Here is a 19883-nt window from a genome sequence, read left to right on the forward strand (position 1 = left end):
CTGACCGGTACTAATAGGTCGAGGGCTTGACCTAAAACAGCAACTAAAACATTGTAACTCCTACGCTGTACAGTTTTGAGAGAACATCTCAACTAAAACGATAAATATTTCTGGTGACAATGTCGGAGGGGGTACACCCGTTCCCATCCCGAACACGGCAGTTAAGCCCTCCTGAGCCAATGGTACTTGGGACGTCGGTCCCTGGGAGAGTAGGTCGTCGCCAGATTAATTTTAAGCCTCATGGTCAAACAACCATGAGGTTAATTATTTTCTGACGTCCCACGTCCCACATCCCATATCGCTGCCATCGACCGATTTCGCAAAAGTAGTGGGGGGCTAAAGGGATTTAGTCAGACTTTCTAGAAATTCTTTTAGAGTAATATAATAGTATTGGCTAACGCGCTAGGTGAGTGTACATGGATAAGAGGATTGTGGTTTGTGACCTTGAAACAACCGGTCTGGATCCTAAATTTGATAACATCATCGAGGTGGGTCTGGTAAGCCTGGAGATGGGAGAGGTCACGGGAAAATTTCAAACGCTGATAAATCCCGGCCGGTCACTGCCGCTCAAGGTAAAAAGGCTCACCGGTCTGGATGACTCAGATCTCGTTCAAGCTCCGGACATTGATGCCCTGCTGCCTCAGATACTCGATTTTATTGGTGAAAGTCCTATTGCGGGGCACAATGTCCAGTTTGACTTGGGCTTTCTTGCTTCTGCCCGGGGAGTGCCATTTGCAAACAATTCTTACGATACGCTCGAACTTGCTCGCCTGGTTGCCCCTTTTGCTGCCAGTTACCGTCTGGAATCCCTTTGCAATGAATTTGATATAAATTTAGGAGCCAGTCACAGGGCTTTAGACGACGCCCTGGCAACTGCACGCCTGCTTGTGCTGATGTTAAAATTAGCTGGTCAGCTGGAACTTGGTGTATTAATGCAGGTGGCCAAGCTATTACTGGAGGCAGCCTCCGGTTGGAACGGCGCCTTTAATGATTTGGTCAAGGAGCGTTTGAAAAGTTTTCCCGATAAAAAAATTTCTACCCAGGCTTATTGGTCTCGTGGACATGGCGGGGATGGTAAAAACATCACCGCCCGTAAGGACAATTATCCCGGGAGACAAAAAGAAACCTTGGAAGAGAGCGACATCAGGTACTTATTTGGACCGGATGGCCCTTTTGCAGAGGTTCTACCCACTTATGAATACCGCTCTCAGCAGGAGGTTATGGCCTGTTGTGCGGCAGCAGCTCTTAACGATGAACGGTACCTTTTAATGGAGGCAGGGACCGGTGTGGGTAAATCTATGGCTTACCTGGTTCCGGCTGTGCTGTGGTGCATCAAGAATAAAGAGAGGGTGTTGGTGGCCACCCATACGATTAACCTACAGGAGCAGCTCTGGTTTAAGGATATCCCGGTACTGGCCGAAGTCATCAGCAAACCGTTTCGGGCGGCGCTGGCCAAGGGACGGCAGAATTATGTCTGCCTGCGCAGGTGGTTAACATCACTGGAAAGCCAACATCAGCCGGAAGAGGCCGCATTTTATGCCCGTGTGCTGGTTTGGTTGACGAACACCGGTGCCGGCGACAAAAGTGAATTGAATATTATCGGGGGTGAGGAAGACCTCTGGTTGGGTATTTGTGGAGAGGCGGAAGGTTGTCTGGGGATGCGTTGTCCCTATCAGAAGGACTGTTTTGTCCAAAAGGCCAGGAGAGCAGCGGAGGAGGCCGACCTGATTATTACCAACCACTCACTGCTCTTTGCCGATGTAAAGGCGGAAAACAGGGTACTCCCCGCATACGGGCCGCTCATAATAGATGAGGCGCACCACCTGGAAGAATCTGCGACAGCCCACCTGGGAATGCAGTTTGCCCAAGGTATGTTTAACCGTTGGTTGGGTATCGCAGGCAAGACCATGGCCAGGTTTGCCGAAAAAGCTCCGCCCGGTGACTGGGCAAGATGGTCGGAGAACCTGAAAAAATCCCAGGAAACCAGGGTTGAAGCGGCAGAATCAATGCGCCTTTTTTATAAACTGTTAGGAGAGTCCATAGCAGTAAGTATTTCGCCGGCTGACAACGAGTATGGGAGAGTTTCCACAAGGCTGCCTTGCCGCGATCCAAACTATGGTGAGGTGGTTGTCTGCGGCGGCAAATGCATCGAGGTACTGCGCCGCTTGACGGACGATATGAAGCAATGTGTCGAGCTCATGGAAACTTGGGCCATCACCGAAGAGTCCTGGGCGGGATATGCGCGTGATCTTGGGCAAATTGTCCACTCCGGCGAGAGTATGGTAGATGACTTTGAGTTTATCCTGGAAGGTCGCGACGAAGATTTCGTATACTGGGTAGATATGGCCTTTTCCGTACGCTGGGGAGTCAGGTACTGTACGCTGATGGCTGCTCCTATTGATGTGGGCGCCATGCTGTATGAACGCTTATTTAAAAACAAAAACACGGTAATAATGACTTCAGCCACAATTACTGTCAACGGGAGCTATGACCATTTTATTGAACGGACCGGCCTGCGTTATATCCAAAGGGAAAACCTGGTTACCTCAAATTTTGATTCACCTTTTGCCTATGACCACCAGGCACTGTTGTGTATCAACCGTGATCTCCCCGTACAGGGCGCTGTGGCAGATAATGTCTATATGGAGAGCCTGGAACATACAATTTATAAGCTGGTTGAAGTAACTGGCGGAAGGACCCTGGTTCTTTTTACCTCCCACCGGACTTTAAGGGAGGTCTATCAGCGGTTGAAACCGAAACTGGAGACCCTGGGTGTGTGCCTGTTGGGGCATGGACTGGACGGCAGCAGGTCCAGGATATTGGAGGAGTTTAAACAGGACAGCCGAACCGTTCTATTTGGAGCTTTCAGTTTTTGGGAGGGAGTGGACGTTCCTGGTGAGGCGCTTACCTGTGTGGTGATCGTGAAATTGCCGTTTATGTCGCCTTCGGTTCCAATTATAGAAGCCCGTTTGGAGGATTTAGCCAGAAAAGAAAGGGATGGTTTTCGGTTGCTCAGCGTACCGCAGGCTGTGATCCGCTTCAAACAGGGTTTTGGCAGGCTGATCCGGAGCTGCAGCGACAGGGGCTTCGTGGTTGTTCTTGACGGGCGAATTCTCAACAAGAGCTACGGCAGACAATTTTTACGTTCACTTCCTGTGAAAAACCACATAAGAGGTAGTATTGATATGATCATCACAAAAATGTCGGAATGGATTAATTCTGACAACACTACTAATACCTGGTAAAGTCTGTTTAAAAATATTTGGCACATTCACACACAGCCCGAAATAAACTATTATCAGTGAACGTTTAAGAAGGGATGTGAATAATTTGCGTGTATATTTTGTAAAACTTCCGTCTTTTTTGAGAGCTTTTCTGATGAAAATTATAAAATAATGTCCCCGGCAGGCGTAATGTCTGCCCTTTATTTTTGCTGCAGGTTGTCAAAATAATAGAGATAACAAGAAAAGTGTTTTTTTTATCACGATAAAGCCCGTAGACTTTTTATTAGTTCTACATATAGTTATTAGTTTTACATATAGATGAACTATTGTAAAAGAAATAATAAATATGATAGAATATCACCAGAGCACATGAGTTTAGTAATAAATTGATCTGTATACACTAAAAATATCTAGGGATTGAATAAAATGATCAAAGTCGAGATTTCTGAAGATGCCAGGGACTATATTCTCAAAACGTCTGATACCATTACTGTGGACCTGGTAATAATGAGCGGTTGCTTTGGCGCCACCAATGAGCCTCTGGTGTCCATAGGTGAACCGTCCGTACTTGAAAATTATGACGAAGTTATTGCTGACGGAATTAAGGTATACTTTTTTAAGGGGGCCGTTAGCGCACCAGATGGAATCAGGATATATCTGGAGGGTAATAGATTGGTATATCAGAGCTTGCAGATCGAAGGGCTGATCTATGAATTTACCCCGCTTCCATCATAGAACCTGCCGATAACAACAAAAGGGCAGTTGAACCTTCTTGATACAAGGGGGGCTAACTGCTCTTTTTTGATAGCAATATTGTCAGTGTCATCTTAACAGATGCGCGGCAGCAGTTCACCGGAAGCAATATCAATTATCCGTGTACTGCCAATATAGGTCCGTAGCGCAACTCTTCTTGTCTTATCTGTAACTTCACCGATTATAACCGCATCTTTACCATATTCGTGACCGTGTAGGACCTCCAGTATATTATCTGCTGCACTTGCTGCAACAATCGCGATAAACTTACCTTCATTGGCCAGATGCAAGGGATCCAGTCCCAATAATTCACAACTGGCTTTAACCTGGGGTTTGAAGGGTAAGCTTGACTCATCTATGAGCATGCCGGCATTACTACTGCCGGCTATCTCATTGAGGGATGAGGCGACACCTCCACGGGTTGGGTCGCGCAGGACATGAATATCATTGCCAAAACGCAGCAGTTCCTTGACCAGACCGTTTAACGGCGCGCAGTCACTTCTTAAATCTGCTTTGAAGCTTAATCCCTCACGCAAGCTGAGAATAGTCATCCCGTGGTCGCCTATTGTCCCTGAAATAATTACTTTATCACCGGGTTGCGCATTTTCAGCTGATATATTCAATTTTTCGTCGACAATACCGATGCCGGCGGTATTAATATAGATACCGTCAGCAGCTCCCCTGCCGACCACCTTCGTATCACCGGTCGCGATTTGTACCTCTGCCGTACTTGCAGCTTCGGCCATGGCGCGTACAATATCCTCTAATTCGACGATAGATAAACCTTCTTCAATAATGAACCCAACGCTCAAGTAAAGCGGCAGGGCGCCCCGCATAGCCAAATCGTTGACTGTGCCGCATACCGCCAGTTTTCCTATATTGCCGCCGGGGAAAAAGCGCGGTGTAACGACATATGAGTCAGTAGTGAAAGCAATTTTACGCTGCGGCAACATTACAGTGGCGGCATCCTCCAGGGCGTTTAAAATGGGGTTGCCAAAATACTTTAGAAATAAATTACTGATCAATTGTTGTGAAAGTCTTCCGCCGCCACCATGACCGATCATTATTCTATCCACAAAAATTCTTCCTTTCAAAGTAAGGGGACATTCCTTTTCGGTAGTCCCTTTTTCACAAATTAAGGTGATATCTTTCACTGTAAGGATTAAAAATAATGTCAGGCTATAATTTAATATCGTTATTCCCTGTATCTGTAATGAGCGGCACATGAACCCTCGCTGGAAACCATGCATGGTCCGATAGGATTTTCCGGTGTACAAGCAACACCAAACATTGGACAGGCGGCCGGTAATTTGACTCCTCGTAAAATGTCTCCACAGCTGCAGCCTTGGTGCTCAACCGGCTCGTCCACTTTAACTTCAAACCTGTGCAGCGCGTCATATTCTTGCCAGTCAGCTTTGATCGCCAGACCGCTGTCGGAAATTATACCCAATCCGCGCCAATCACTGTTACAGGCAGTAAACACTTGGTTCATTCCTTGAAGGGCAGCTTGATTGCCGTTATCTTTTACTACCCGCCGGTATTCATTTTCAATCAGCGGCCCAGCTGTTTGTTGACGAATCAGCTTTAAAATCGATCCTAAAATATCCCGTGGTTCAAAACCGGTAACAGCGCCGCCGATACCATATTCTTGCGCTAAGAAACCATATACTTTTGCGCCAATAATTGCGCTTACGTGTCCCGGCAAGAGGAAGCCGTTGATTCCCAGTTCACCTGAATCAAGCAACGCGCGCAGCGCATTGGGCAGTGTCTTATGCATGCAAATCACGGAAAAGTTCTTAAGAGCGTCTTTCTTGGCTTCCATAATGCCGAAAGCAGTGCTGGGCGCTGTTGTTTCAAAGCCTACAGCGTAAAAAACAACTTCCCGGGCAGGATTTTGCCTGGCTATCTCCAAGGCTTCCAGAATTGAATAGACTACCCTGACATCTCTTCCTTCAGCGCGTTCCCTGGCGAGGCTGCTTTTGGAACCGGGCACGCGGATCATATCACCAAAGGTTGTTAGTATTAAGCCAGGGATTCCGGCAAAGGCAATCGCAATATCGATATCACGGTTAGCGGTTACACAAACCGGGCAGCCAGGACCCGAAAGCAGCTTAATATTGTCCGGCAATACTTCCCTCAGCCCGTAGCGGCTTATAGCCATGGTATGTGTGCCGCATACCTCCATAAACGCAAGTGGCTTTTCGCATTTCTTAATCTCAGATATCAGTAACTGGACAATCTCAGCCTCATGCATCCCGCTGTTCCTCTTCCATCATTTTTTTAATCTCCTTGAACAAATCCATGGTTTCTTCTGCCTGCGTTTGATCAATGATACTGATGGCGAAACCTGCGTGGATCATAACATATTCACCAATTTTAACTTGCGGGGTCATAGCTATGGAAATAGCTTGGGTGACACCGTCAAATTCTACATCTGCCTTTTGGCCGTCAATTTTGACTACTTTGGCTGTTACACCCAGACACATATATCATCAGCTCCTCGTATATAGTTATTGTTTACAGTAAACCCACCGCTGTTCCATAAAAGAAGAAGCCAAGAGGGGAGGGTGGTGAAGCTGCACCAATTATACTACCTGCTCAAATTATAGTGTGCTATCATAACCTGGCCAAGTGAAATGCCGCCGTCATTTGCCGGCACTTTTTGTTGCCAGAAAACACTAAAGCCTTCTTTTGTGAGGCGCTTTACCAATCCTTTCAACAAAAAAGCATTTTGAAAGACACCACCACTCAGACATACTTTTTTAACCCCGGTATGATTCGAGATTCTCCGGCAGACATTAGAAATTGCCTTGATCAACCCATTATGAAATTTAGCTGCAATGGTTGAAGGGACAATGTTATTTGCCAGATCATTATATACTCCTTTTAAAAGAGGAGCAGGATCCAAAATATACCCCTGCAAGTCAAAATCATAAAAATCTATCACACCTTCGTCAATGATACTTTCTAAACGGACCGCGGCTTCTCCTTCATATCGCACAATTCTGGCTATATTAATAAGAGCCGAAACCGCATCAAACAATCGCGCACAGCTGGACGTCAACGGCGCATTTATATGCTTGTCCATTTGTTGCGCCATTATCAGTAGCTCTTCATCTTCAATAGTATCAAGATATTTTTGAAAAGTGCGGGTATCTTTGCCGAATAAACTATAAAGATAACCGTAGGCCATCCTATAAGGTTCTTTAATTGCTTTTTCTCCGCCGGGCATGCGTACATATTTAAAATGGCCCAGCCTGGTAAAAGAACGATAATCAGCCAGCAAAAATTCTCCACCCCAGAGATTCCCGTCTGTTCCATAGCCGGTACCGTCAAAGGCGATACCGATTACCTGATCTGTGACGCCGTTTTCTAGCATGCAGCTAACAATATGAGCATGATGGTGTTGTACGCCGAGCAATTGAGCGTTGCCGATTGACTGGGCGTAATGGGTCGAGAGGTAAGCAGGATGTAAATCATGTGCGACGATGCGCGGGTTGATCCGGAAAATATGTTTATAGAAATCAATCATACGCTCGTAGTATTCAAGCGTGGGCAGGTTATCCAGATCGCCGATGTGTTGACTGACAAAAGCGTGATAATCGCGGGTAAGGCAGAAGGTATTCTTTTGTTCCGGCCCGCAGCCTAAGATTTCCGGCAGTTGTTCAGGCAGCAGCAAGGGTTCCGGCGCATAACCACGTGCGCGGCGGATTACTGCTTCCCGTCCGGCTATGATCCGGGTCACCGAATCATCAATTTTATTCACGATATCACGGTTATGCATCAGGAAACAGTCTGCAATTACGCCCAGCTTTACAATTGCTTCTTCATTGGAACTAACTAAGGGTTCTTCGGAAATATTGCCGCTGGTCATGACCAGCGGTTCCCTATAACTATCAAGAAGTAAAAAATGCAGGGGGGTATATGGCAGCATCACACCCAGGGTAGGTAAACCAAAGGTAACACTGGACGCTATCTTTGTACCTTGCCGCTGATTCAAAATAACAATGGGCCGTCGTGGGCTAACCAGCAATTTCTCTTCGGTAGCAGAAAGCTCGCAATATCTGGCTGCCTGCTCAAGGTCCTTCATCATTACGGCCATTGCTTTGCCGTAACGGTGTTTTCTCCTGCGTAATTCAGCAACTGTGGTTTCATCGGTAGCACTGCAGGCCAGGTGAAAACCACCGAGCCCTTTTATCGCTAAAATCTTACCTTCCTGCAGGGCCTGCGCCGTCAGTTTAATCGCTTCTCCATTGATAACTTGCAATGGTGTTCCACCCATAAAAGTCAACTGTGGTCCACACTGCGCACAGGCATTTGGTTGGGCATGAAAGCGGCGGTCATCCGGGTCTGTGTATTCTTGAGAGCATGTGTCGCACATCTGGAAACGTTGCATGGAGGTAAATTGGCGGTCATAAGGGATATCGGTTATGATTGAAAAACGCGGCCCACAATTTGTGCAGTTAATGAAAGGGTAACCATAGCGGTGGTCGGTGCTATCCATTAATTCGCGTTGGCAGTCCGCACAAGTGCCGACATCCGGCGATATAGACACATATTTTCCCGGCTGTGCTTGACTTTGCCTGATTTTAAAATCCTGGTACCCGGCTGCTTCTGCTTCAATTACCGATATGGTATCTATTTTGGCAAGCGGCGGCAGCTGCATGGTTAAGTCATCCAGGAAGGCATGCAAGCTTTCTTCCGCGCCTTCCACTTCAATTAATACTCCACCGGAAGTATTAAGGACCCATCCATGCAAACCATACCGCTTGGCAATTTGAAAAACAAAGGGGCGGAACCCCACCCCTTGTACTATCCCTTTGGTTTCTATTATCCGCCGAGTTAAATTGTCTTTGCTATTAGCGTTAGATAGTCTGTCCATTCTCTAATTCCTTCAGATTTAGCAGCATACTGCAAAATACCCAAGCTGTTTAGGAGTGCGTTTATTCTAATGATATCCAAACCAGTTTCAAGTATGCCCCGGGTAACTGTCAGTTCATGCATTATATTTTATTTAGGAGTTCTCTTTGGTAGCTGTTTTTTTCACCGGTGGCTTACCAATTTTTATTTGGTTTTCTTTAACATAAACTGGAGTCCTGTAAACCTTGTTAAGAGACAGGCATTTGGTCGGACAGGCTTCTACACAAACACCGCAAATAATACAGTTGTAGGGGTTAAGTTCCCATTTGCAGGCAGCTTTTTCGACGCTTAAACAGGTTGATGGGCATTTGCGCTGGCACATCCCACAGAAGATACATTTATCAATATCTATTTCCAGTTGACCCCTGGCCTTATCGAAAGCTTCCCTTTTTTCAAAGGGATACAACCGGGTGGCCGGTTTCCCAAGGCCATTTTTCAAAATGGGTGATAACATTCCAAACATCTTTACGTCCTCCTTTTCTTACCGCTCGGTGCAGCTGATGCAAGGATCGATCGTCAATGCCAGAACAGGCACGTCTGCCAGTTCACAACCAGGCAACATGGTCAGGAAGGCAGGAATGTTGGCAAAGGTTGGTGTGCGCACATGCATTTTTTCAAGATTTTTGGTCCCGTTCGCTTTAACAGTATAAGTCACTTCACCACGCGGTTGTTCAACCTGTATAAATGCTTCGCCTTCCGGATTCCCTTTAACCTTGACATTAATTTCTCCGGCAGGAATTTTAGCAATTGCTTGCCGCAATAAATCAAGTGCTGCAAACATTTCTCTGAAACGGACTTTTGTCCTGGCGTAGCAGTCTCCGGCGGTTTCTACAACCGGTTCAAAGTTCAAGTATTTATATCCGGCATATCCGATCATCCGTGCGTCCCATTTTACGCCGCTGCCACGCAGTGTTGGACCAGCGGCGCCCAATTTCCATGCTTGTTCTTTGCTGATAATGCCTTTATCCACAGTTCTCTTTTTGATTGTATAGTCATTCAGGATTGAATGCTCAATAGCTTTTAGCCTGCGTTGAACATCGTCGGCTAATTTAACAATCTGCTGCAATAATTCAGGTGAAATATCCCTGCGTACGCCGCCGACCTGACAAGTGGAGATAATCACGCGGCTGCCGGCGGTTGCTTCCAGCATATCGACAACAGCTTCACGAATTTTCCAGGTTTCCATGAACATGGCTTCAAAACCAAAGGCGTCAGCCATAAGCCCAAGCCAGAGCAAGTGGCTGTGTACCCGGTGTAATTCCGACCAGATCACGCGCAAATAATCAGCCCGTTCAGGAACTTCAATATTCATTAACCTTTCAATACTGAGACAATAACTCATAGCGTGCTGAAAACTGCAGATACCGCAGATTCTTTCCGCCACAAATACCATCTGGTTAAAGTCCCTGACTTTAACCAGCCTTTCCAGGCCACGGTGAATATAGCCGATTTGCGGAAGCGCCTCAACTACTTTTTCATCTTCAAGTACTAGTTTTAATTGAATTGGTTCGGGTAATACAGGGTGTTGAGGCCCAAAGGGTATAACAGTACGTCTTTCTCCCATGATTAACCCTCCTTCTTCGCAGTATCAGCTTTTTTGTTCCACTTTTTAACGAGAGAGACGTTCATACCGGCCATTGATTGTGGTGGAGCTTCCACTTCGTCCTGTGACATATATAAACGTCCGCCAAAGTCAACAACCAAACCCTTATATTTTAAGCCATATAGATCCTGATTTTCATTTTCGATTAACAGCGCGTTGAAGAAAATAGGGGAGATGCTAGGTATTTCCGAACCCTTGGCAACAGTTAACCGCAAGGTTGTTGCGTCATAATCCTTTCCAAACTCATAGATAAGTTCGAAATTATCTTCGTTTTCAAAGACATCCGCAATTATGAAGCGATAACCATTATCCGCTAATTTTTGAGTTTCTGCGAACAGTTTATCGATGGTAATTTTCACTTCATTAGTTTCTTTTGTTTGGTTATGCAGCATTTCGTAACACCTCCTAATTCCCGACAGCTTTACTATTCATCTTTGCTACTTTTTCCCCGAATTTCTGAAGGCCCAGCACCACACCATCGATAATTGCTTCCGGACGCGCAGCGCAACCGGGTACGTATACATCAACAGGGATGACTTTGTCAATACCTTGTATAACGTTATAACAATCCGCAAAAACGCCGCCGGTGCATGCACATGCGCCTATCGCAACTACCACCTTGGGTTCGGGTATTTGTTCATAGACGTTTCTTAAGACACGTTCATTGCGCGGATTCACTGTACCCGTTACCAGCAGAATATCAGCATGTTTTGGATTGCCAATATTCAGGATGCCAAAACGTTCGATATCATAAAGTGGGGTCAGGCAAGCCAGGACTTCAATATCGCAACCATTACAGCTACCGCAGTCAAAATGTACGACCCACGGAGACTTGGCCCTGGAATTGTTAATCAAACCCATATAATCATCTCCTTTATATCCCCTGTATATACCAGCGAGTGTTTAAGAGCTAGATAAAATACAAAGCAATTACGTTAACAGCACACAACACAATCCCGAAACCCCAGGCGGATTTTAACATCCATCTCCAGGTTAACCTGGCCGTAGTGTTGTCTAATATTATTTCCAAGAGGTACATTACTATCACCAAGGCTGCAGCAATATACCAATTGCTTGCGAAGAAGATGGCGACAAAACCAAGCGCCAACATTAATTCATACCAGTGGGCAACTTCAATCAGCGCCAGATAAGGACCGGAAAATTCTGTATGCACACCACGCACAAGTTCCTGGTGGGCGTGTTGTCCAGCCGAGATGTCAAAAGGAGATTTTCTCATTTTAATAGACAATACTTCGATCAGCACAATGAACACTAAGGGTAATACATATAAGAGAGGAGTATTGTTTTGAATCTGGTAGTTCACTATTTCTGATACTTTAAAACTACCGGTTACTACAAACATACCGAAGGCAGTAATGATTAACAACGGGTCATACGCCAGCATTTGCAATATCTCACGCTGGCTGCCGATTTGGCTGTAGGGGGAACGGACGGAAAGAGCTCCCATGACCATTGCGCCGCCACCAACGGTGAGAACGAAGATGATAGCGATTAAGTCCTGGCCTAAAACAAAGAGCACAAAACTTAACATCGCGAAGAATATATAAGTGATTACATATACAATTTGTACTTTGTTGTTAATAAATTTTTCTTTACCAAGCAATTTGAATACATCATAGAAAGGCTGCATGATTGGCGGGCCGAAACGACCCTGCAATCTAGCGGTTATTTTTCGATCAATACCAGTGAGCAAGCCCCCAATGATAGGGCCCAGGACAATGGCTAAAACAACGATCAACGCTGTATTCATCTCATATATCACCCCAATAATTTATTTTTCAGCACAATTGACAAGAGATGCTGTTACAATCCCATGTAGGACACAATAAACATTACTAAAATCGCAATAATAGCAATGATATTGGAACCATTCGTCAGTACTTCTTCTCCAAATACTTTGTTCAAATAATAGTTGCTATGAGCGTAATCGACCCAACCGTCAGCAATGGCACGGAACCGCGGCCGGTCTTCATCATTATCGGCGGTTTCACCGCACATATATGGCGCGGTAACCACGCTGTTTTTCGCTTTCCCGACAGCGTAAATACTAAATAGAATGACCACTATAACGGTTGCGAATATGGGCCACAGGGTGAAAGATCCTACGGTGTTGACTAATGTACCGTTCCCTACCTGGGTAAAGGTGTCCGCTGCTTTAGTATAGTAAACTTTTGCCAGAGGGGAAATCATTAAGTTATATACCTGGAAGATTATAATATTGAGGATAATCGCCAGCGCCGCCAGGGCAACTAACGGAGTCTTGGTCAGGAAGGCAATATTTTCAATAACCCGTTTTACAGGCTTGCTGGAAGTACTCATTAGAATTCCAGCCCACCGTACCCAGAAGACTATTGTAATAGCACTACCCAGAACCATTAGGAGTAAAACTATCGGCATAATTGCAGCTGCTTCCATAGCGGTCCATTTACCAATCAACATGCCAAAAGGAGGTAAGAACATGGTAACCATACCAATAACGCTGATTACGGCGGTCATAGGCATTTTATCAACTAAACCATGCATGTCTTCAATATCTCTGCTGCCAATACCATGTTCGATTGTCCCAACACAGAGGAAGAGCAACGCCTTGGAAACCGCATGAAAAATAATCAAGAATATGGCGCCGGCATATGCGAGCGGAGTATTTATCCCGGCACATGCGATAATCAAACCGAGGTTGGCAATAGTAGAGTACGCCAGGACTTTCTTACCATTGCTTTGTCCAACCGCCAAAGCTGAAGTAATAACAAAAGTTAAACCGCCAAGAATAGCGACCATCGTGCTTAACCAGGTGCCGGCATAGGCTGGCGCTAAGCGTACGATCAGGTAGACACCTGCCTTAACCATGGTGCTGGAGTGAAGCAGCGCCGAGACAGGGGTCGGGGCAACCATCGCGCCCAGCAACCAGCTCTGGAACGGGACTTGCGCAGCTTTGGTTAGTCCTGCAAAAACCATCAGTGAAAGCGGTAAAATTAATAATGCTGGGGCATGTTTACTGTTGATAATGTCTATTAAAGATAGTGTATGGGCGTTGTTGAAAAGAATCATAACACCGGCAGTAAAACCAACACCACCCAGCATGTTTAATGATATCGCCCTTAATGCGTTTACTGTGGCAATTTCAGTTTTATCATGTCCGATAAGCATAAAGGAGCAAAGAGTGGTAATTTCCCAGAAGAACAACAACCAGACAATATTATTGGCAAGAACAAGACCATTCATTGCGCCAAGGAAGAGCACTAAGTAAAGGAAAAAACGCGGCTGTCTGGTTATTTCTAAATGTATATGGTGTTCATGTTCCTTCATGTAAGGAATACCAAAAATAGCAATCAACGAACCAACTATCGAAATAATCAATACCATGATAATTGAAAGCTGATCAGCAAAGAAAGTTGGCTCTACTTCAATCCCATGGGCCATTACAAAGTCAAAATAATAAACCATTACAATAGAAGCAATGGCAAAGATAACAGCGCTGTATGCAAACAAGGAATGGTATTTTCTGTGGTAAAAGGCTTGGAATGCAATATAAGCTAATAATGCAAAATCAAGATACGTAATTAATTCGTTCCATTGCCCTCCCAAAGTGTACTCGAAGTCTCCATAACCCAGTAGTACTATTGAAGTTATCATTAAAACTATGGAAACAAGAACGACAACTACTGCCCTGGCAGAGTGGTTCTTCAATGCAAGACAAATAAAACCCGCAATAAACGGTAATGCAATTAGTATCAATAAAAGCGTGTCCAGCATTGTAATATCATCACCTCTCCTGATTTCTCAAAAAAATTCTTTCTTTCTAGAATCAAAAAAATAAATTATGACGCTAAAATTAGCCCTAATAACCACCCTTATAAAAAAATATTATTGTTTTCCGAATTCCCTCATCTCCTATCCAGGCTATTGTTTCCTTCTAAGGTACCGTTGGTGGCACTGAAACTAATCAGTTTAAGAAGCCTCCCCAGTAACTTATAACAATGCATGCCACGTTGACCACCGGCACTGGGAATCGTTTGGGTTCCAATCTCTATTTATTTGGTTCTCCTCACGTAATTGCCACCAAACGTAATGAGGATGTAGCCTTCATTTTTTAAGGACACACAAAATAAACCTCTCTAATGACTTTTTCTAATCGCAATTTCCCTGTGGCTCATGTAAGATTTTCAACAACACGTTTCCCTTGAAGTTAAATAGATTCCGCCTTTCAAGCGTAAGACCATGAGTGATAAATGAAAGGCTCTTCGCCTGAAATAGGGTGAATGTGTAAACTCGGGATGGCTTGACCAAATTTAGCCAGCAGCACGCCCCAGCTTTTATGCGTGGACGTGAGCATGCAGGCAACTGTAATCATAAACCGGCATGGCGTACTGGTGGCCATAGAGGGTTTATCTAAAGCATAACAATCTAAGTTTAAGTAAGTTTTTAAATAATTATGAGGTTGCCAAATTTCACTATTATGGAGAATAGTAGTACAGAGTAAAACAGTGTGCAATTTATGAAAATTAGACAAAATTCGATATTGTTAGACAAATTTATGTGGTTATGAGTATTTTATAAGCTACTTCAGCATAAACATTGTTTTGTAATTAAAGTAAGTTTAACAGAAAACAACTTACCAGTCAACAAGAGCAACTATTTGTAGGTTTGGGATGCGGGACGTAGTTTGTTGACATATTTACAACAAATAATTTTTATCACAAACTAGATATTGAAAATGCAAAAGGTTTTTTCTGGTGAGCATCAATAGTAGGCATTAAGAAGCGTAAGTCTAGGGCTGAATGAACTTTTATAGAATATAAGCTTGTATTTCATGTTAAACTAACGCCTACAACACCACCGAGAGCTCCGGCGCTCAAAGATAACAGAAATTTGGAGAAAATACTGAGGCCGGCTTGCCCCGGTAAGAACAAACCGGCCAGCAGCCATAACGCGAAAAAAAACAGCAGCCCCGTAGCAAGCCCGTGGTAAAGTCCCCTGCTCCCGGCCTGCTTGCCGGCGGCAAGTGAACCGCTGAAAGCGCTGGCAGCCAGGATAGCGCCGGTAAACCATGGTAGAGTTTGCTCTGTTACTGAACTTACATGGTAGACAATACCGGTCCCAATGCTTAATAGCAAGGACACAGCCAGGGTCAGAAAGGTCCCCTTGAGCACCGCGCTGATATTAACCAAACTTCTCAGGCTCCCCATATTAGTGGAAGACATTGCAACACCCCCTTGATCTTATTATAATTATGTTTATGTATTGAGGGATGCTGCATATGACAGCGGGCAAGAGTTCTGCTTATTTCTTTAGCTTGGCCTTAACTTCGTGAGCAGCCGTGGGCGTCCGTCCCGAGGGAGTATTGTCGTCAACAAAGTCGTGTTCCCACTGGCCGTCAAGGTTAATTTTTGTAGCGGATCCGGTTTTTTCTTTAATAAAGGTGTTGCCTTTGCGAAATTTAGCCAAATTATTAACCTCCTTCTTTTATTTTAGTATTTACCCGGTATACTATCTTTAAGTGGATTTTTCAATATATTTTTGTTGTGGTGAGTTAAGAACATATTGAAAGGACGTGGGTTTATGGAGAAAATTATTCTTAAGGTATGGGGAATGGAATGTGGTCATTGTAAGGCCGCAGTTCTAAAGGCTCTAAGGGAAACAAAGGGAGTGAATGACGTAAGTATACATTTACCTTCCGGCGAAACTACAGTAACTTATGATCCCTCGGTTGTTGGACGTGACGAGATGGTAGTGGCAGTAAAAGGCGCGGGATATGAGGTTTTAGATTAAGGAAAAATAAAGTCGGTGTTCTAAACAGTCTAAGGGGGCCCAGCTGTTGTACGAGCTTAGTATTAGAACCCGGTTTGCAGCGGCGCACTGTATTGAAGATTATAAAGGCCCCTGTAGCAGGGTGCACGGTCACACCTGGCAAATCGAAGCTACCGTGCTTGGTCCGCAGTTAAACCGGTTGGGGATGCTGATTGACTTTCAGGACCTTAAAAGAATTCTCAAAAATATTGTTCATAAACTTGACCACCAAAACCTGAATGAGCTGGAACCGTTCAAGGGCGGGGGGGAGAAAAGCCCCACGGCGGAAAACCTGGCCCGTTATATCTTTGAACAGCTCAAGCCTGAAATTACAGCCATGCAGGGGGACCTGCGGGTAGGATTGGTGCGTGTCTGGGAGTCGCCTGACGCCTCGGCTGTTTACAAGGAGGTGCAACCGCTTTCATGAAAAGTGTTGTTCTTCTGTCAGGCGGTCTCGATTCCACAGTTTCTTTCGCCCATGCGTTAAGAGAAAGCGAAGTCGCCCTGTGCCTGACTTTTGATTACGGACAGAGGGCAGCCAACCAGGAAAAGAAAGCCGCCGCAGCGCTGGCGGCCCACTACCGGGTTGAACACCTGGTAGTGGAACTGCCTTTTTTAAGGGATATTACCTCAACAGCCCTCGTCAGGGGTGATTTGGATTTGCCGGAACCAGACCGGACCGGACTTGATGATTTCGCAGCATCAACCGCCAGCGCTGCCGCCGTTTGGGTTCCTAACCGCAACGGGGTATTTATCAATATTGCCGCTGCCTTTGCCGAGTCCCGTCAATGCGGGCTGGTTGTAACAGGTTTTAATCGCGAGGAAGCAGTAACCTTCCCCGACAATAGCACGGACTTCGTTGCTGCTGCCGGCCATGCCCTCAGTTTTTCAACTATGAATAAGGTTAAAGTCGTCAGCTATACCCAGCGTTTGGATAAGGTTGAGATTATCAAGTTCGGCCTAAGGTTGGGTATTCCATTTAGACACATTTGGAGCTGTTACAGGGGATATGAAAAAATGTGCGGCAGCTGTGAAAGCTGCCAGCGCTTCAAGCGGGCATCAGAACAGGCCGGCCTGGATACAACTGCTTTTTTTGTCTAAGGCTGCTTGCGTATATATCAAAATGATTTTTCTATATCGCGGAGGTTGAAATGCTGCAACGTTTTATTTCCGAAACAATCACCTACGACGGTACCCAGCTTTCATCACACTGGGCTTTTCGCAGTATGGGACTTCTGGGAGACAGCATTGTGTCTTTTCGAGGACCCTGCCGGGTTATGCTGGCGGAAATGGTGGACCTGGAGGATGTGAGAAAAAACGCTCCTATATTTAGCCACAATATGCTGCACTTCATCGTGGAGCATTTCGACATGGACCTCGAGAAGACGATTTTGCGTCAACGTATGCTGATTGCGATTATTAAAGATATTCTGTGGGAAAGCCATCGGGCAGAGTTTACCCGTAGTGGAGACGACCTCTATGCCGGTGAAAAAAAATTATCTGTCTCCATCGCTACTTTGACTCCGGTTTCCACCATGATTCACACGGGACTTAATATTTTAAGCAAGGACACACCGGTTAAAACGGTCGGGCTGGCCGACCTTGGCTTGCAGGAGGAAGAAATCGAGTCCCTGGGCAAACTTATTAGCAGCAGATATACAAAGGAGATGGACGAAATCGGGATGGCTCGTTGTAAAGTGCGAGGGACCACGTAAATGGCTGTTCCGGTAACCGAAATTTTCTCTTCTGTGCAAGGGGAGGGATTGCTGGTAGGGCGCCGCCAAATTTTTATCAGGCTGTACGGTTGCAACCTCAGGTGTTCCTACTGCGATACGGTTTTGACCGAAGAGCCCGCTTTCTGCCGGGTAGAAACGGCTCCAGGATGTGGAATTTTTGAGTATCTGCCAAATCCCTTAGGAATCGAAGAGATTGTTAAGGTCCTGGAAGGCCTTGCTGTTGGCCTGCATCACTCAATCAGCCTTACTGGTGGTGAGCCGCTGCTGCATTCCAATATTATCAGGGAACTGGCGCCGGCGCTTCGCGGGTCACGCAGGGGAATTTACCTTGAAACGAACGGCACTCTGCCGGATGAGTTATCCAGGGTTATTGATCTGGTTGATATGGTGGCTATGGATTTTAAACTGCCAAGTGTAAGCGGCCTTCCTCCCCTCTGGAGCAAACACGGTCGTTTCCTTGAGATTGCTGCCACTAAAGAAACATATGTAAAAGTAGTAGTGGCTGAACAGACACCCAGCCGGGAGATAGAAATGGCTGCCGGTCTAATTAAAAGTACAGCTCCCGGTGTGCCTTTGGTTATCCAGCCCCTTACTACCAAAGGAGCGATGGGTATATCGCCAGCTCGTTTGAGCCTACTGCAGAGACAGGCATTAAAGGTTTTGGACGATGTAAGAGTCATACCTCAGACCCATAAACTAATGGGTATGCTGTAGCTAACAACCAAAGGGGCGAGAGAGATGGTCGACCAAGACAAGATAAAAAAAGCGGTCAGGATGATCCTGGAGGCCATAGGAGAAGATCCGGAGCGGGAGGGTTTAACGGAAACACCGGACAGGGTGGCTCGTATGTACAACGAGATCTTTAGCGGGCTTTGGGAGGATCCCGAGTCTCATTTGGAAAAAATTTTCAGCGAACAACACGAAGAGATGATCATTGTGAAGGATATACCGTTATATTCAATGTGTGAGCACCACCTGCTGCCATTTTACGGAAAGGCTCATGTCGCCTATATTCCAAAGGACGGCAAAGTCACCGGGCTGTCCAAACTGGCCCGGGTTGTGGAGGGTTACGCCAAGCGGCCACAGCTGCAGGAGCGACTTACCTCCCAGATCGCCGACTCCATTATGAACAGGCTAAATGCCCAGGGCGCCCTGGTGGTAGTGGAGGCGGAGCATATGTGTATGACCTTCCGGGGAGTTAAAAAACCTGGTTCAAAGACTGTAACCTCTGCGGTACGGGGCCTTTTCCGCCGCAATAAGGCTACCCGGGCGGAAGCCTTTGCGCTGATAAAAAGTTAAGGAAAATGGATCCGTCCTGAAAACACATGCGAGTGAGATCCAAGCATGAGGTGCGAATTCATTCGTACAAAAGTTAATTTAGACAACCATGCCGTTAACACGGCACCAGCAGAAGATGAAAATTTGATTTTCGGGATAGATGCCCCAAGTGGGGCGCTGACGCGCCGTTGTGCGATTAAAATCGCACCACATCACTTGTGTTTTCATGATATATGGCGCCGCTGGCGGGCATATATCATGAAACAGTGGGTGCGAAATTTGATCGAATACAAGACTGAAACCTCATTGTAAGGTTTGTTACAGTATGAAATCTTGCGTTTATACTTAACGAGGTGGGTTGATTGGAAAACAACGAAGGCAGCTTGACGGGCAAACTTGAATTAATTGCTGTTAAGACCTTTAAAAATTATGATGAAATGTACAAAGTGGTCAATTTTTTGAACAATACCTTAAAGGACAAAAAACTCATATTCGGTCTTACCAAAGATTCTGCCAACGGAACAGTGACAATATCCATCTATGAAAGCTGACGGAGACAAT

The 19883-nt window shown here is 45.5% G+C and carries 21 protein-coding genes and 1 rRNA gene; 10 read left to right on the forward strand and 12 right to left on the reverse strand.

Going from position 1 to position 19883, the window contains the following annotated elements; all coding sequences use genetic code 11:
* Nucleotides 1–109 precede the first annotated feature (109 nt).
* The 3 genes from rrf to Psfp_RS10280 all read left to right on the forward strand — a co-directional run bounded on the left by rrf (nt 110) and on the right by Psfp_RS10280 (nt 3959).
* A 5S ribosomal RNA gene (gene rrf / locus Psfp_RS10270) occupies nt 110–226 on the forward strand.
* A gap of 190 nt (nt 227–416) precedes the next feature.
* A complete protein-coding gene (locus Psfp_RS10275; protein WP_134218453.1) occupies nt 417–3245 on the forward strand; it encodes a helicase C-terminal domain-containing protein in 2829 nt (942 codons plus the stop codon).
* A 405-nt stretch (nt 3246–3650) separates the two neighbouring features.
* On the forward strand, nt 3651–3959 hold the full coding sequence (locus Psfp_RS10280; protein ID WP_134218454.1) for a CC/Se motif family (seleno)protein: 309 nt from the start codon (nt 3651–3653) through the stop codon (nt 3957–3959).
* 92 nt (nt 3960–4051) lie between these two features.
* Here Psfp_RS10280 and hypE read toward each other — a convergent pair whose 3' ends face one another.
* The 12 genes from hypE to Psfp_RS21625 all read right to left on the reverse strand — a co-directional run bounded on the left by hypE (nt 4052) and on the right by Psfp_RS21625 (nt 15966).
* Nucleotides 4052–5059, reverse strand: coding sequence for a hydrogenase expression/formation protein HypE (gene hypE, locus Psfp_RS10285; protein ID WP_134218506.1), 1008 nt, complete (start codon nt 5057–5059; stop codon nt 4052–4054).
* A 113-nt stretch (nt 5060–5172) separates the two neighbouring features.
* Nucleotides 5173–6231 (reverse strand): hydrogenase formation protein HypD, encoded by a 1059-nt coding sequence (gene hypD, locus Psfp_RS10290; protein WP_134218455.1) that lies wholly within the window; start codon nt 6229–6231, stop codon nt 5173–5175.
* The gene (locus Psfp_RS10295; RefSeq protein ID WP_134218456.1) at nt 6224–6463 is read right to left on the reverse strand and encodes a HypC/HybG/HupF family hydrogenase formation chaperone; all 240 of its coding nucleotides are present in this window, start codon (nt 6461–6463) and stop codon (nt 6224–6226) included. Before Psfp_RS10295 ends, hypD begins: the two co-directional genes overlap by 8 nt.
* Before the next feature lie 104 nt (nt 6464–6567).
* On the reverse strand, nt 6568–8859 hold the full coding sequence (gene hypF, locus Psfp_RS10300) for a carbamoyltransferase HypF (protein ID WP_134218457.1): 2292 nt from the start codon (nt 8857–8859) through the stop codon (nt 6568–6570).
* Nucleotides 8860–8991: 132 nt separating this feature from the next.
* The gene (locus Psfp_RS10305; protein WP_134218458.1) at nt 8992–9360 is read right to left on the reverse strand and encodes a 4Fe-4S dicluster domain-containing protein; all 369 of its coding nucleotides are present in this window, start codon (nt 9358–9360) and stop codon (nt 8992–8994) included.
* A gap of 18 nt (nt 9361–9378) precedes the next feature.
* Nucleotides 9379–10461, reverse strand: coding sequence for a nickel-dependent hydrogenase large subunit (locus tag Psfp_RS10310; RefSeq protein WP_134218459.1), 1083 nt, complete (start codon nt 10459–10461; stop codon nt 9379–9381).
* 2 nt (nt 10462–10463) lie between these two features.
* The gene (locus Psfp_RS10315) at nt 10464–10892 is read right to left on the reverse strand and encodes an NADH-quinone oxidoreductase subunit C (RefSeq protein ID WP_134218460.1); all 429 of its coding nucleotides are present in this window, start codon (nt 10890–10892) and stop codon (nt 10464–10466) included.
* Nucleotides 10893–10905: 13 nt separating this feature from the next.
* Nucleotides 10906–11361 (reverse strand): NADH-quinone oxidoreductase subunit B family protein, encoded by a 456-nt coding sequence (locus Psfp_RS10320; protein ID WP_134218461.1) that lies wholly within the window; start codon nt 11359–11361, stop codon nt 10906–10908.
* Between the two features lie 49 nt (nt 11362–11410).
* Nucleotides 11411–12271, reverse strand: coding sequence for a complex I subunit 1 family protein (locus Psfp_RS10325; protein ID WP_134218462.1), 861 nt, complete (start codon nt 12269–12271; stop codon nt 11411–11413).
* 53 nt (nt 12272–12324) lie between these two features.
* Nucleotides 12325–14274 (reverse strand): proton-conducting transporter membrane subunit, encoded by a 1950-nt coding sequence (locus Psfp_RS10330; RefSeq protein WP_134218463.1) that lies wholly within the window; start codon nt 14272–14274, stop codon nt 12325–12327.
* A gap of 1055 nt (nt 14275–15329) precedes the next feature.
* Nucleotides 15330–15722, reverse strand: a complete 393-nt coding sequence (locus tag Psfp_RS10335; RefSeq protein ID WP_134218464.1) for a TIGR04086 family membrane protein — start codon at nt 15720–15722, stop codon at nt 15330–15332.
* 79 nt (nt 15723–15801) lie between these two features.
* Nucleotides 15802–15966, reverse strand: a complete 165-nt coding sequence (locus Psfp_RS21625) for a hypothetical protein (RefSeq protein ID WP_190239011.1) — start codon at nt 15964–15966, stop codon at nt 15802–15804.
* Nucleotides 15967–16080: 114 nt separating this feature from the next.
* Here Psfp_RS21625 and Psfp_RS10340 point away from each other — a divergent pair, with 114 nt between their 5' ends.
* The 7 genes from Psfp_RS10340 to Psfp_RS10370 all read left to right on the forward strand — a co-directional run bounded on the left by Psfp_RS10340 (nt 16081) and on the right by Psfp_RS10370 (nt 19873).
* Nucleotides 16081–16290 (forward strand): heavy-metal-associated domain-containing protein, encoded by a 210-nt coding sequence (locus tag Psfp_RS10340; RefSeq protein WP_134218465.1) that lies wholly within the window; start codon nt 16081–16083, stop codon nt 16288–16290.
* Nucleotides 16291–16336: 46 nt separating this feature from the next.
* Nucleotides 16337–16735 carry a 6-carboxytetrahydropterin synthase QueD gene (gene queD / locus Psfp_RS10345; protein ID WP_134218466.1) on the forward strand — a complete coding sequence of 133 codons (399 nt, stop codon included), beginning with the start codon at nt 16337–16339 and terminating at the stop codon, nt 16733–16735.
* Nucleotides 16732–17409, forward strand: coding sequence for a 7-cyano-7-deazaguanine synthase QueC (gene queC, locus Psfp_RS10350; protein ID WP_134218467.1), 678 nt, complete (start codon nt 16732–16734; stop codon nt 17407–17409). Before queD ends, queC begins: the two co-directional genes overlap by 4 nt.
* A 50-nt stretch (nt 17410–17459) precedes the next feature.
* Nucleotides 17460–18023 carry a DUF366 family protein gene (locus tag Psfp_RS10355; protein ID WP_134218468.1) on the forward strand — a complete coding sequence of 188 codons (564 nt, stop codon included), beginning with the start codon at nt 17460–17462 and terminating at the stop codon, nt 18021–18023.
* Nucleotides 18024–18758: a 7-carboxy-7-deazaguanine synthase QueE gene (locus Psfp_RS10360; RefSeq protein WP_134218469.1), complete on the forward strand. Its 735-nt coding sequence runs from the start codon at nt 18024–18026 to the stop codon at nt 18756–18758.
* Between the two features lie 24 nt (nt 18759–18782).
* On the forward strand, nt 18783–19343 hold the full coding sequence (gene folE / locus Psfp_RS10365; protein WP_134218470.1) for a GTP cyclohydrolase I FolE: 561 nt from the start codon (nt 18783–18785) through the stop codon (nt 19341–19343).
* Between the two features lie 341 nt (nt 19344–19684).
* Entirely contained in the window at nt 19685–19873 is a 189-nt protein-coding gene (locus Psfp_RS10370) for a YpmA family protein (RefSeq protein WP_134218471.1), read from the forward strand.
* Nucleotides 19874–19883 lie beyond the last annotated feature (10 nt).

Source organism: Pelotomaculum sp. FP (assembly GCF_004369245.1).
Classification (GTDB): domain Bacteria; phylum Bacillota; class Desulfotomaculia; order Desulfotomaculales; family Pelotomaculaceae; genus Pelotomaculum_C; species Pelotomaculum_C schinkii.